13 protein-coding genes, 1 pseudogene, 1 riboswitch and 1 other annotated feature (1 of these 16 cut by a window edge) are annotated in these 12,340 nt (G+C 45.0%); of the genes and pseudogenes, 11 read left to right on the plus strand and 3 right to left on the minus strand.

Annotated features, from left to right (window positions below):
• The first annotated feature begins 24 nt into the window (after nt 1–24).
• Both H2R00_RS20540 and H2R00_RS20545 read left to right on the plus strand, forming a co-directional pair.
• Complete coding sequence (locus tag H2R00_RS20540) at nt 25–804, plus strand: alpha/beta hydrolase (protein ID WP_182070185.1); 780 nt, start codon at nt 25–27, stop codon at nt 802–804.
• Nucleotides 805–818: 14 nt separating this feature from the next.
• Nucleotides 819–1,921, plus strand: a pseudogene (locus H2R00_RS20545) (tetraprenyl-beta-curcumene synthase family protein).
• On the opposite strand, the gene mnmM reads toward H2R00_RS20545, so the two are convergent.
• Nucleotides 1,911–2,495 carry a tRNA 5-(aminomethyl)-2-thiouridylate-methyltransferase MnmM gene (gene mnmM, locus H2R00_RS20550; protein WP_154997164.1) on the minus strand — a complete coding sequence of 195 codons (585 nt, stop codon included), beginning with the start codon at nt 2,493–2,495 and terminating at the stop codon, nt 1,911–1,913. The pseudogene H2R00_RS20545 and the gene mnmM overlap by 11 nt on opposite strands.
• On the minus strand, nt 2,492–3,460 hold the full coding sequence (gene mnmL, locus H2R00_RS20555; RefSeq protein ID WP_043926277.1) for a tRNA modification radical SAM protein MnmL/YtqA: 969 nt from the start codon (nt 3,458–3,460) through the stop codon (nt 2,492–2,494). The genes mnmM and mnmL overlap by 4 nt, the downstream gene beginning before the upstream one ends.
• Before the next feature lie 152 nt (nt 3,461–3,612).
• Between mnmL and H2R00_RS20560 the strand changes: the two genes are divergently transcribed.
• The 6 genes from H2R00_RS20560 to H2R00_RS20585 all read left to right on the plus strand — a co-directional run bounded on the left by H2R00_RS20560 (nt 3,613) and on the right by H2R00_RS20585 (nt 8,460).
• On the plus strand, nt 3,613–3,885 hold the full coding sequence (locus H2R00_RS20560; RefSeq protein ID WP_003184568.1) for a YtzC family protein: 273 nt from the start codon (nt 3,613–3,615) through the stop codon (nt 3,883–3,885).
• 296 nt (nt 3,886–4,181) lie between these two features.
• Entirely contained in the window at nt 4,182–4,574 is a 393-nt protein-coding gene (locus H2R00_RS20565) for a GntR family transcriptional regulator (protein WP_003184565.1), read from the plus strand.
• Entirely contained in the window at nt 4,567–5,445 is an 879-nt protein-coding gene (locus tag H2R00_RS20570; protein ID WP_182070186.1) for an ATP-binding cassette domain-containing protein, read from the plus strand. Before H2R00_RS20565 ends, H2R00_RS20570 begins: the two co-directional genes overlap by 8 nt.
• Nucleotides 5,439–6,416 carry an ABC transporter permease gene (locus H2R00_RS20575; protein ID WP_182070187.1) on the plus strand — a complete coding sequence of 326 codons (978 nt, stop codon included), beginning with the start codon at nt 5,439–5,441 and terminating at the stop codon, nt 6,414–6,416. Before H2R00_RS20570 ends, H2R00_RS20575 begins: the two co-directional genes overlap by 7 nt.
• Before the next feature lie 24 nt (nt 6,417–6,440).
• A complete protein-coding gene (locus tag H2R00_RS20580; protein ID WP_182070188.1) occupies nt 6,441–7,139 on the plus strand; it encodes an ABC transporter ATP-binding protein in 699 nt (232 codons plus the stop codon).
• Nucleotides 7,129–8,460, plus strand: a complete 1,332-nt coding sequence (locus H2R00_RS20585; RefSeq protein ID WP_182070189.1) for an ABC transporter permease — start codon at nt 7,129–7,131, stop codon at nt 8,458–8,460. Before H2R00_RS20580 ends, H2R00_RS20585 begins: the two co-directional genes overlap by 11 nt.
• Before the next feature lie 28 nt (nt 8,461–8,488).
• On the opposite strand, the gene H2R00_RS20590 is transcribed toward H2R00_RS20585, so the two are convergent.
• A complete protein-coding gene (locus tag H2R00_RS20590; RefSeq protein ID WP_154997175.1) occupies nt 8,489–9,169 on the minus strand; it encodes a sunset domain-containing protein in 681 nt (226 codons plus the stop codon).
• A gap of 130 nt (nt 9,170–9,299) precedes the next feature.
• Nucleotides 9,300–9,407: riboswitch (SAM riboswitch) on the plus strand.
• A 57-nt stretch (nt 9,408–9,464) separates the two neighbouring features.
• On the opposite strand from H2R00_RS20590, the gene H2R00_RS20595 reads away from it, so the two are divergent.
• From H2R00_RS20595 to H2R00_RS20605, 3 genes are all read left to right on the plus strand, one after another.
• The gene (locus H2R00_RS20595; RefSeq protein WP_182070190.1) at nt 9,465–10,289 is read left to right on the plus strand and encodes a MetQ/NlpA family ABC transporter substrate-binding protein; all 825 of its coding nucleotides are present in this window, start codon (nt 9,465–9,467) and stop codon (nt 10,287–10,289) included.
• Nucleotides 10,290–10,410: 121 nt separating this feature from the next.
• Nucleotides 10,411–11,592, plus strand: a complete 1,182-nt coding sequence (locus H2R00_RS20600) for an MDR family MFS transporter (RefSeq protein WP_182070191.1) — start codon at nt 10,411–10,413, stop codon at nt 11,590–11,592.
• Nucleotides 11,593–11,812: 220 nt separating this feature from the next.
• Nucleotides 11,813–12,142, plus strand: a complete 330-nt coding sequence (locus H2R00_RS20605) for a DUF4257 domain-containing protein (protein ID WP_142238592.1) — start codon at nt 11,813–11,815, stop codon at nt 12,140–12,142.
• A 102-nt stretch (nt 12,143–12,244) separates the two neighbouring features.
• Nucleotides 12,245–12,340 (plus strand) — a binding site (T-box leader) (it continues 116 nt past the right edge of the window).

Raw genomic sequence — 12,340 nt, forward strand, 5'->3', positions numbered from 1 at the left:
ATAAAATTGTGTGAGGTGGTCAGCATGTGGTGCATGGAAGCGGAAAGACCTGTTGCTTCAATCGTCATCATTCACGGTGCATGTGAGCATCACGGGCGGTATAAATGGCTGTCCGAAATGTGGCGTTCATCCGGGTTTAATGTCGTGATGGGGGATTTGCCCGGCCAGGGAACTTCGACAAGAGAAAGAGGACATATACGCTCATTTCAAGAATATATTGATGAAGTGGACAAATGGGTCGCTAGGGCGAAAGCATATGAACTGCCTGTGTTTATGCTCGGGCACAGCATGGGTGGCCTGATCGCGATCGAATGGTTTAAGCAGCAGCAAAGCGGCATTGCCGGTCTCATTTTATCATCCCCTTGTCTCGGGCTGCAATTAAAGCCGAACAAATTTTTGGACTGGATTTCCAAAGGACTTAACGTTTTGGCCCCGACCATGAGGTTTGAATCCGGGATCACGCCTGATAAAGCGACGAGAAACAAAGAAGTTATCGAAATGGACATCAACGATTCATTATATATCACAAAAGTTTCTGTCAGATGGTATCAAGAAATGTTAAAAGCGTTGAAAAGCGCGATGGAGCCGACGGACGCCTTTCTCAACATCCCGCTCTTTGTCATGCAGGCGGGCACAGACTGGCTTGTCGACAAAAAAATGGTCGTCAAGTGGTTTAACCAGCTTGCTTCCCACAATAAGACGTACAGGGAATGGGAGGACTTATACCACGAAATTTTCAATGAGCCTGAGCGGGAAGACGTTTTTAAAGCGGCCAGAGCGTTTGCAGAACAGTATATAACATAATGGAGGTGCATTCTTTGGCAGTACCGGAGCATCCTTTTGGATTAATGGCTAAAGTATACAGAGAAGTCTTTCCCCTTGTTCATCAGGAATTGGACAAGTGGAAACGAAAAGCTGAAACGATTCAAAATCCCGAGCTGAAAACGCAGGCGAAAGCCAGCATCAGGGATAAAACCTTTCACTGTGAAGGCGGCGGCATTATGGCTCTCCTTTCAGGCGACAAAATCGAGCAGTCGATCCGGTTTATTACGGCGTATCAGACGATAAGCGACTATCTCGACAATCTATGCGACCGGAGCACCTCGCTTGATCCGGATGATTTTACCATGCTTCACCAGTCGATGAAAGACGCGCTGACAGTCGGGGCTGAATTGAAAAACTATTACCGGTTCAGGGAAGACCAGGATGATCAAGGCTATTTGCACGACTTAGTGAAAACATGTCAAGGCGTGCTTGCGGAAATTGAGAACTATGATCTGATCAAGGAGCATCTGCTTGAGCTTTGCAGCTACTACTGCGACCTGCAAGTTCATAAACACGTCGTGGAGCATGAGCGCGTTCCCCGGCTTGAAGCGTGGTTTGAGAATTATAAATCGGCTTTGCCGAAAATGGAATGGTATGAGTTCTCAGCCTGTGCGGGTTCAACACTCGGCATTTTTTGCCTCGTATCGTATTCCGTCCGTCCCGATTTTACTGAATCGATGGCCGGAAAGATCCGCGACAGCTATTTTCCGTACATACAGGGACTGCATATTCTGCTCGATTATTTAATTGACCAGGAGGAAGATCTAATCGGCGGAGATTTGAATTTCTGCACGTATTACCCGTCACATTCAGATATGATGGAAAGGCTCGAATATTTCATCGAAATGGCGGATGAACATTTGCGCGGGATCCCGCACGAAAACTTTCACCGTTTGATCAACAGAGGTCTGTTAGGCGTTTATTTGTCGGATGACAAAGTAGCGGGCCAGAAGGAAATCGGCCGGCTTGCGAAGAAGCTGATTAAAGCGAGCGGCAAAACGTCTTTCTTTTTCTATATTAACGGAAGGGCATACCGCAAAATTCAAAAAATGCCGTGGATGAAAAGTTCATAAAGAAAGCTCAAATCATTTGCTGATTTGAGCTTTTTTTTCAATGGCGATAATAAACGGGGGATCATTCCGCTGGTTTAAATACTGATAGCAGAGGACGCGGGCTTTATCCTGGTCAAGCTTAGAGCAAAATTCGAGAAGGTCTTCCTTCTCCCTTTTTCCTTCAGGATGGCCGTGATAGACGACAAGCACGATCAGCCCTTCGTCTTTCAGGATGTGCAGCAGCTGCTCGATGCTCGAAATGGTCGACTCGCTTCTTGTTGTTACCGCTTTGTCTCCGCCCGGCAGATACCCGAGATTAAAGACGGCTGCTGACACACGTCCAATCACTTCAGACGGAAGCGATTCAATCACCTTATCGTGGCTTTTTTGAATCAGGGTGACGTTGCCGCGGTGCTTTTCTCCAAGCCTTTCCGCGGTATGGATCAGCGCCTCTTCCTGGATATCAAAGGCATAGACATGTCCGCTTTCACCGACAAGTTCTGCTAAAAAATACGTATCATGTCCGTTTCCCATTGTCGCATCAATGACGATGTCTCCTTCGCCTGCGGCTGTTTTCAGCAGATCTTTCGCATACGGGAGGATTTTTTTAAGTTTCATGTGGCCATGCCTTCTTTCGCCTTGTTGAACCATTTCCCCTGATAGCTGCCGCGCCTTTCCAGTTCTCCGTTGATGGCGTTTAAGACTTCCCATTTATTGACGCTCCACATCGGTCCGACCATCAATTCGATCGGTCCATCACCAGTAATCCGGTGAATGATCATTTCCGGCGGAAGAATTTCAAGCTGATCGCAAACAAGCTGGACATATTCATCTTGAGAAAGGAACGTTAATTTTCCTTTTTCATACTGCTTCACCATTGGCGTTCCCTTTAACAAGTGCAGCAGATGGATTTTAATCCCCTGCACGTCCAAATCGGCGACGGCTTTTGCGGTTTCCATCATCATGCCGCGGTCTTCGAGAGGCAGCCCGTTAATGATGTGGGAGCAGACGCGGATGCCGTGCTTCCTCAGCTTGTTCACGCCTTCCACATAGCAGTCGAAATCGTGGGCGCGATTGATCAAATCAGCCGTCCGTTCATGAACGGTCTGAAGGCCGAGCTCCACCCAGAGGTATGTGCGTTCATTAAGCTCGGCAAGATATTCGACAACATCGTCAGGAAGACAGTCCGGCCGGGTTGCGATTGATAGGCCGACTACGCCGTCAAGGCCGAGGACCGTTTCGTATTTTTCGCGAAGAACGCTGACAGGAGCATGCGTATTCGTAAATGCTTGAAAGTACGCCATGTATTTGCCGTCTTTCCATTTTTCATGCATTCTGTCGCGCACTTCATTAAATTGGGTAATAAGATCGTCGGCCCGGTTTCCCGCAAAGTCTCCGCTCCCTGCGGCGCTGCAAAATGTGCAGCCGCCGTGTGCGACCGTACCGTCGCGGTTCGGGCAGTCAAAGCCTCCGTCAAGGGCGACTTTAAACACTTTATGACCGAAATGATTTCTCAAATGATAATTCCATGTATGATATCGTTTTTCACTGTTCGTATATGGAAAAGGGTTGTTTTGATGCAAACAAAAGGACCTCCTTTTAGTATCACGCATCCTAAAATTGTAGCAAATAAACACGATAAGAACAAACCGATTCCCAATTATTTTCTTCAATGATCACGGCTGTGATGGTCAAACTAATCACGATGGATTTTTCCATTAAGGAGGGGTTTTCTTTGGCTACAAGACAATCCGTCGGAGAGCATATCCAAAGAAGCGAGGATGCTTATGATTATGCTTTATCTCAATTTGAAACTGCAAGCAGGCAGGAGCATTACAATGAGACAGAGTACAGCGATGCGCAGCTGATGCTTGAAAACGCGGTCAATGAATTAAACAAACTTTCGCTGTTTGCCAATGAGCAGCAAAGGGAGGAAATTCACCGCAAAAGGCTTCAGCTGCAAACCCTTCAAAACAATATGATTCTGCAGAGATCGTATGAAAGATGAACCCTTTTTGAAAGGGTTCATTTTTTTTGAAAAAAGTGATTGACAAAAAAAGACGATGTATTTAATGTATTAGGTGTACTATATCGAGTAATACAATTAACACACACATGTAAAGGAGCAATACTCATGAGTGATAAACATAAAAAAGTAACGCCAATGGTGGTCGTGGCGTTTATCATTGCCTGTTCGTTCTTGTTTGTACTTGCGAAGCTGGGCTTTATAATTCAAGAAAATTTGGGATACGTGTTTTTTTAAAAGTGAATGACCTGAGATTGAACGAGAAAGAAGGGAGATAGATGATTCAAATCGATCCGAGAAGCTCAACCCCGATCTATGAGCAGATTATCCAGCAGATGAAAGAGCTTTGCTTAAAAGGGATAATCAAGCCTGGAGATAAACTTCCTTCTGTCAGAGAGCTTGCAACCATTATCATTGCAAACCCGAATACGGTCAGCAAAGCCTATAAAGAACTTGAACGTGAAGGAATAATTGAAACGTTGAGGGGTAGAGGAACGTATATTTCAGAAAACGCGAAAGTTACGCTTGATGAAGGGAAGATTGCGATGATTAAAGAGCAGTTAAAACAGCTGATCATCGATGCGCATTACGCGGGGATCGACACCAAAAAGCTGCAGGAGTGGATGGCGGAAATTGACGAAGAAGTGAGAGGAGGCGAAGTGAATGATTGAGCTCAAATCTGTGTCAAAAACGATTGACGGAAAACAAATACTCAAAGACATCTCCTTTAAGCTGGAGGAAGGAGAGATTTTCGGACTGCTCGGAAGAAACGGCTCAGGAAAAACGACGCTTCTCCGCCTGATTCAGCAAATCCTGCTGCCTGATGAGGGAGACATCTACTTCGGCAGCGTCAAGGTGAAGGACCATCCGCTCGTAAAGCGCAACATCGTCTATATGCCGGTTCAAAACACCTACTTCGAAAAATACAATTACAAACAGCTCGTCAATATTTTACGTAACATTTATCCGGACTTTGATGTTACATACGCAAATGAATTAATGAACCGGTACGATATTCCCGAAACAAAAAAGTACAGGGAATTGTCTACAGGATTGAAAAAGCAAATGTCGCTGATCTTGTCATTTGCGATCCGGCCGGCGGTCATATTGCTTGATGAGCCGACAGACGGCATTGATGCCGTCACAAGACAAGACGTTCTTCAGCTGATGGTCGATGAGGTGGCTGAAAACAACACGACGATTCTCATCACATCCCACCGGCTTGAGGATATTGAAAGAATGTGCAACCGAATCGGTTTTCTCGAAGACAATACATTGTCGAACATCATGGATCTTGATGAACTGAAAGGCGATTTTATTAAAATCCAAATGGCATTTGAAGAAGATGTCAATTTAAAAATCAGGGAAAGGGAAATCCCTGTTTTGGATCACACCGGCGTCTTTTATACAGTGTTGATTCTGAAAGAAGACGATGTGAGCAAACAATTTCTTAAAAGTTTGTCTCCGAAAGTTTGGAACGAGCTTCCGGTCAGTCTTGAGGAAGTATTCATCGCGAAGTATGGAGGTAAGCGAAGATGGTAGAGCGCGGACTTTTATATAAAGAATGGAAACAACATTTCTGGATTTTTTTAGTCGTGTTTGCAGCGGTGATGCTGAGTGAGCCGCTAGCGATTTTGAATGATTATTTCCAGTACCAGGGATGCCTTGCAGAACAGAAAAAATTTCCCGATATAGAGTGCGTTTTATATAAAGATTATGGGGTAAGCGGGACTATCAGAATGTTCTGGGTTGGCGGAGTCGCGCTTGCACTCAGCCAGATCGGGTTTGAACGGAGCAGAGGAACGCTTGATTTTACTCTCGGTCTCCCTTATCAACGCGGCATCATTTTCAACACTAAATATTTCTTTGGCATTTCAATTCTTTTAACAGCCCAGCTATTATCTTATTTTTTATCTTATGCCTTGATTGTTTTATATAAGGTTGACGTCGTCCATTTCCATGAGTATTTTATCGGGTCGGTCATCTTCTGCTTTATGGTCTACTCGCTTGTCATGGCGGCGGGGGCGATGACCGGCAATCCGCTGGCCCAGATGATCGTTGCTTTTTCAGCGTCGATTCTGCCGTATTTGCTGATCGGCCTTCCGCTGGCCAACTTACGAATCATCCTGGGTTTCTTTGGGCATGACCCTGCTTTCTTTTATGATGAAACAGAACTACTAGATTATATGACGCCGATCATATACCTCAACAGTTTCGGCATTCAAGACGGCAGCCTGGCCTTTACGCTTATTCCGCTCGCCATGGGGATCTTGTTTTATATAATCGGCTATTTCTGCTTTATCAAACAGCAGCTTGAACGGAACGGACATTTTTTTCTCTGGAGAAAAATGGATCGTCCGATCCAGATTCTCGTTATTTTATTTGGCATCTGGGGATTCGGCACAGCCGCTGCTTCGAACCTGTTCAGCTATATCTTCGGTATGTTGATCGGTTTGGCAGTCGGATTTTTAATCAGTTACTTCTTGATTTTTAAAAAAATAAAACAGCTGTAATCAAAATGGAGAGGAGATTTACAAATGATCAGTGTAGAGCATATTCACCACTCGTTTAAAGTCGGCAAAAAGGGAAGGGAAAATGAAATTAAAGTGTTAAAGGACGTCTCGCTTACCGTCGAAAAAGGCGAAATCGCTTGCATTGTCGGACGGAGCGGTTCCGGAAAATCGACGCTGTTGAACTTGATTTCCGGCTACATTGCCCCGACAAAAGGCAACATCGTCATCGACGGCACGGATGTCACGAAGTACAGCGAAAAAGAATGGGCCGCATTCAGGCTTGAGCATTTCGGCTTCATCTTTCAAAGTTTTCAGCTGATTCCGAGCTTGACGACTTTTGAAAATATCGAACTGCCTCTAACTTTAAAAGGTGTTCATCCGTCGGAGCGAAAGCAGCGCGTCAATGAAATGCTTCACCGCGTCGGCCTTGAAAACCACGCCGGCCACTATCCGAATGAGCTTTCAGGCGGACAGCAGCAGCGCGTCAGCATCGCCCGCGCTTTGATCTTGAATCCATCAATCATTTTAGCTGACGAACCGACCGGAAGCCTGGATTCCGAAACAGAGCAGGAAATCCTCGAATTCATTCGACAGCTGAACAGGGAACGCGGCATTACATTTGTCATCATCACGCACGATGACGAGGTGGCATCGATCGCCAATACGAAATTTCATTTATCTGATGGCGTGTTAGAGAAAGGGGTAGAGACTGTTGAAGTTTAAGGATCAGCTGAAGTTCATTAGAAGAAATATGAAGAAAAACCGCCTGCGTGTATTCATGACCATTCTCGCAACAACGGTGGCCTGCGCGTTTTTAATCGTGCTCGCATCCGTCGGGTTCGGCCTGCAAAAATCGATGACTGAACAGCTGATGAAAGAGCAGATCGTGACTGAGATAAATGTTGTCGGAAAAGAAGGGCAAAGCGATCAGAAAGTTCAAAAGAAAGACTTGAAAGAATTTGAAAACCGCAAAGATGTGTCTGCGATTATCGAGCGCACGAAGGTGTACGCACCTGCTGAAGCAAAATTGGGCAACAGGACCAATAATCAAATTTCGCATATCTCGATTACCGACATGGCCGCTGAGCAAAAAGCCAATATCAAACTCGATCGCGGCCGCGTAGCGAAAACACCGAATGAAATCGTCGTCGGCTACCATTTCGGGAAGAACCTCTGGACGAAAAAAGAAGCCGCAGATTATGAAAAGCAGATGGAAAATAATGCCGAGGAAGTAAAAGAACCAAAAGGATACGCAGAAGATATTCTCGGCAAAACGATTGAATTAAAGATTTCAAAAATGGATGAAAAAACAGGTGAAGAAGGGGAAGCGAAAACATATGATCTGAAAGTTGTCGGAGTGACGAAAAAACCTTCTTATGAATGGGCGAGCGATTCAACAGTCTATGTCAGCGACGACATGCAAAAAGACATCACCGGTTTTCTGAAGGCGGACAAAGACAGTGGCATGATCGAAAAGTCGCTCTCGGTTTACGCGGATAACTTTGAACATGTCGGACAGCTGACAACAGATTTGGAGGATGAAGGCTACTACGTCGATTCAATAACGAAAAAGCTCGAAAGCATCAATCTTTTTTTCATGGCTTTTAAAATTGGTCTGATCTTTGTCGGAGTCATTGCCGTCTTGATTTCAGCGATCGGCATTTTCAACACGATGACAATGGCGGTTACAGAACGGACGCAGGAAATCGGCATTATGAAAGCGATCGGGGCGAGCCCGAACGTGATCCGCCGAATGTTCCTGCTTGAAAGCGCCTATATCGGTATTTTAGGATCTGTTTTAGGTATTATCATCTCATACGGTATCAGCTTTTTAGTGAACAAGATTATACCTGTCATATTATCATCGGTTTCAGAAGGAGAAACGAGTGCAGCAGACCTCAGCATCACCTTCTCGTACATTCCGGTCAGTCTTGTCCTCATCGCGACCTTGATCAGTGCAGGAGTCGCCATTCTTTCAGGCCTGAATCCGGCCATTAAAGCGACAAGAACGAACGTGCTGACAGCATTAAGAAGAGAGCTGTAAAGAAAAAGCCGGCGGTATGCCGGCTTTTTTAACGTTTCGGAGGTCTGTACCCCGCATCACGCGCTTCCTGTTCTGTGCAGAACCAGCGAGTGACGTTTTTCGTGCGGTCATAATATGTACTTCCCGGTGTATGATAAATATGGTTGACGCTTCCTTTGATTTTGCACTCCTGTTTGCTCTCAGCGCTGCTGTTCTTAGCGACGGGCGAGCTGTGTGACGTCCCGGCCTGAGCGGTGGCGTTCTTTTCTTTTACAGAGGTTTCGGCACTGCTGCTTTTTTCTTCAGCCTTAGCCAGTTTTTCTGTCAGCGATTTTGTTTTTTTCGTAAGCGAGTCTTTTTCTTTTGTCAGTTTTTCGTTTTCTTTTTTTAATGTGTCATTCTCCGCTTTGACTGCCTTCAGTTTTTTGTTTGCCTGTTTGACCTGCTGTTTTAATGCGGTTTGCTCTTTTTGCAAAGTGCTGTGTTCAGTTTTCAGTTCCTGAAGCTCGGTTGTCAGATCCTCCGTTTTTGTCTCATCGGCGGCATATGTTTCCTCATCATAATAAGGTGCAGAGATGATCAGGAGGAGAAGTCCGCCTGCAAAACAAGGATAAAAGAGTTTCCTGGAAAACCTTTTGCCTGGAGAAAAGATCCTTTTGATCAAATGAAATACAAGATAGCAGATGGAAAAAAGGAAGGATAAAAACCCGATCAGCATGATAGATTCCATGATTCGTCTCCTTTCTTAATTGATAACTATATTTTAGCTTAAAAAGAAAAAAATGTTTATAACAAAAAACTTCTTGCAAATCTAAATATTCAAACGTAAAATAAAGAAATCATTTAAAAACCGAATATGCAGCTTATAAAGAGAGATGGAGGGACTGGCCCGGCGAAATCTCAGCAACCTGCAGGAATGCAAGGTGCTAAATCCAGCAGAATGTCAGACGCATTCTGAAAGATAAGTTTAATCAACTCTTTCAGCCGTCTGAAAGAGTTTTTTTATTTTGGAGGAGGAGATATACATGAACAAGTTATTAAAATGGACTTCTGCGTTGGTACTGGCCTTGAGCTTGGCGCTTCTGGCCGCATGCGGAAACAGTGCCGAAAGCGACGGCAAAACGATCAAAATAGGCGCTACTGCAGGACCGTATTACGATATGGTCAAAAAAGCGATTCAACCTGAGCTTGAGAAAAAAGGCTATAAAGTGGAAGTGGTCGAATTCACCGATTACATACAGCCGAACACGGCGTTAAGCGAAGGCGAACTCGACGCCAATTTGTTTCAGCACGAGGTTTTTATGAAGTCATACAATCAAGAAAACAATAAAAATCTTGCGGCGCTCATTTCTGTGCCGACTGCTCCGATGGGTCTCTATTCTGCCAAATATAACGACTTGAACGATGTCAAAACCGGAGCGGAAGTGGCTGTTCCAAACGATCCGGCAAATGCTGCCAGGGCATTTTTAACCCTTCAGGATCAGGGGCTGATTCGGCTGAAAAGCGATGTCGACACATTGAAAGCTTCTGTGCAGGACATTGCGGAAAATCCGAAAAAGCTGACTTTTAAACAGCTTGAATCCGCCAATCTTCCAAGATCTGTCGATGACCTGGATATCGCGGCTGTCCCGGGAAATTTCGCTCTCTCCGCCAATATGAAGCTGCAGGACGCGCTGGCGCTTGAGAACATGCCTGACCGCTACCGCAATCAAGTAGTAGTGGATGAAAAAAACAAAGACAAGCCATTTGCCAAAGATCTCAAAGAAGCGGTAAAATCCAAAGCTTTCGAAGATACGATCGATCGGGAATTCGCCGGTTTCGGAAAGCCGAAATGGATGTCCAAATCATAAAAAAATTTTCCCCCTTAAAAAGGGGGTTTTTTATGCTGAAAATTGAAATCGCGTCAATTGAAAAAAATGGGCAAAACGAATAGAATCTAGAGGGAATGATAAAGAGAAAGAAGGAAACGCTATGCCGCGCACATTATGGCTTTTGGTCATCGGAATGTTTATCAATGTTACAGGGGCATCTTTTTTATGGCCGCTGAATACAATCTATATCCATCAGCATTTGGGAAAGTCGCTGACAGCGGCCGGATTTGTGCTGATGCTGAACTCAGGGGCAAATGTGCTGGGCAATTTGTTCGGGGGCTATCTATTCGATAAAATCGGCGGATTTAAAACGGTTGTCCTTGGCATTGTAATCACGTTTGCGAGCCTTTCAGGCCTCGTCTTTTTTCACGATTGGTTCCAATACATTCTTTTCTTAACATTGGCCGGCTTTGGATCAGGGATCGTTTTTCCGGCATGCTATGCAATGGCCGGGTCAGTTTGGCCGGAAGGCGGCAGAAAGCCGTTTAATGCTGTATACGTGGCGCAAAACGCAGGGGTGGCAGTTGGGTCAGCGCTCGGCGGAATTGTCGCATCTTTTTCATTTGCGTATGTTTTTCTTGCGAATGCGATGCTATATGCCGTCTTTTTCATGATTGCGTTTTTCGGATTTAGACGCATCCGCTCTGAAAAAGCTATGCAGTCTTCTGTTTTGGATCATGCCGATTCAGTCAGCGGGAAATCGAGATTTTCTGCGCTTTTGGTCATATGTACGGGCTACCTGCTCGGATGGGTCGCTTATTCGCAATGGTCCTCGACCATCGCTTCACATACCCAGGAGCTGGGGATATCTCTGGGGCAGTACAGCGTGCTTTGGACAGTGAACGGGGCGCTCATTGTTTTCGGTCAGCCGCTGATCGGTTTTTTTGTGAAACGGTTTGCCGAATCGCTGAAAAACCAAATCGTGATCGGATTTGTCATTTTTATGATGGCATACGGAATTTTGTTTGGCGCTGAACGGTTTCCTGGGTTTCTTGCCGCGATGGTTGTGCTGACCATTGGCGAAATGCTTGTATGGCCGGCTGTGCCGACAATCGCAAACCGTCTCGCACCGAGGGGGAAAGAAGGGTTTTATCAAGGGTTTGTCAACAGTATGGCGACCGGCGGAAGAATGATCGGACCGCTTTTTGGCGGAATGCTGGTTGATTATTTCAATATGCAGCTATTGCTGGTGGTTCTGCTCGTATTATTGCTGATCGCAATAGGAACGGCGTTTTTATACGACAGGAAGGAAAAGCAGCTCTCTGCTCAATCAGATGCGTGAGTAACATAGAAAAAATAGGTAATTGTAATTATCCGAAAATGAATCGAAGGAATCAAGATTATCAACCAAATCTTCACATATAATGGAAGAAACAAGCTTTTTTTCTTCTCAGACAGAACACATTTTCTGTATGGTAGTATCGAATATCATCGCAAGGGGTCTAGGGGGGCTGCTCGATGGCCTGAAGTCGCTTGACTAAACTAAGGGCTTTAGGAAGGTGATGAAGATGCTGCATCAAGTTTTGGTTGCTTGTTTGATTGGAGGGATTATGGGGGTTCTCGGGCACATTAAAAAAAGAGGACGCCTCGAGAAACCGAGAACAACGAAACGATTCATTTACCTTGGTTTTTTTGAAGATATTCTTGTCGGAATGGTTGCTTCTATTTTGCTTGTTTTATCTGCGGAACCTGATTCTGGAATTCAGCTTGTCGTGTTATCGATCATTGCCGGCTACGGCGGTGAAGCTGTATTGAGAAGCTTTGACTTTGTCAGAGAACAGCAGGCAAATGTACAGAACTCCGAACGGCAAAACAAATCTCCACACGATTAAGATCCTCACTCTTACCCTTTTTTCAGCACATTCCCATTGTATACAAACCTGCTTGCACTTATGAACAGAATTCTATAAAATACAGATAAGATTACGGTTACGGCAAGAACAGTGAAGAGGAGCAGTAAGAAGCCCATTTTGTTTCAGAGAGTTGACGGCTGGTGAAAGTCAATCAAATGAGCTTCCGAACTCACCTCA

Source organism: Bacillus haynesii (assembly GCF_014042035.1).
GTDB lineage: Bacteria > Bacillota > Bacilli > Bacillales > Bacillaceae > Bacillus > Bacillus haynesii.

What these genes read in the sequence shown, in the direction of transcription:
- H2R00_RS20570 (WP_182070186.1), top strand. Translation starts at nt 4,567, where the DNA reads ATGATTGAGCTCAAATCTGTGTCAAAAACGATTGACGGAAAACAAATA.
- H2R00_RS20540 (WP_182070185.1), top strand. Translation starts at nt 25, where the DNA reads ATGTGGTGCATGGAAGCGGAAAGACCTGTTGCTTCAATCGTCATCATT.
- H2R00_RS20565 (WP_003184565.1), top strand. Translation starts at nt 4,182, where the DNA reads ATGATTCAAATCGATCCGAGAAGCTCAACCCCGATCTATGAGCAGATT.
- H2R00_RS20590 (WP_154997175.1), bottom strand. Translation starts at nt 9,169, where the DNA reads ATGGAATCTATCATGCTGATCGGGTTTTTATCCTTCCTTTTTTCCATC.
- H2R00_RS20605 (WP_142238592.1), top strand. Translation starts at nt 11,813, where the DNA reads ATGAAGATGCTGCATCAAGTTTTGGTTGCTTGTTTGATTGGAGGGATT.
- H2R00_RS20580 (WP_182070188.1), top strand. Translation starts at nt 6,441, where the DNA reads ATGATCAGTGTAGAGCATATTCACCACTCGTTTAAAGTCGGCAAAAAG.
- H2R00_RS20575 (WP_182070187.1), top strand. Translation starts at nt 5,439, where the DNA reads ATGGTAGAGCGCGGACTTTTATATAAAGAATGGAAACAACATTTCTGG.
- H2R00_RS20595 (WP_182070190.1), top strand. Translation starts at nt 9,465, where the DNA reads ATGAACAAGTTATTAAAATGGACTTCTGCGTTGGTACTGGCCTTGAGC.
- mnmM (WP_154997164.1), bottom strand. Translation starts at nt 2,495, where the DNA reads ATGAAACTTAAAAAAATCCTCCCGTATGCGAAAGATCTGCTGAAAACA.
- H2R00_RS20600 (WP_182070191.1), top strand. Translation starts at nt 10,411, where the DNA reads ATGCCGCGCACATTATGGCTTTTGGTCATCGGAATGTTTATCAATGTT.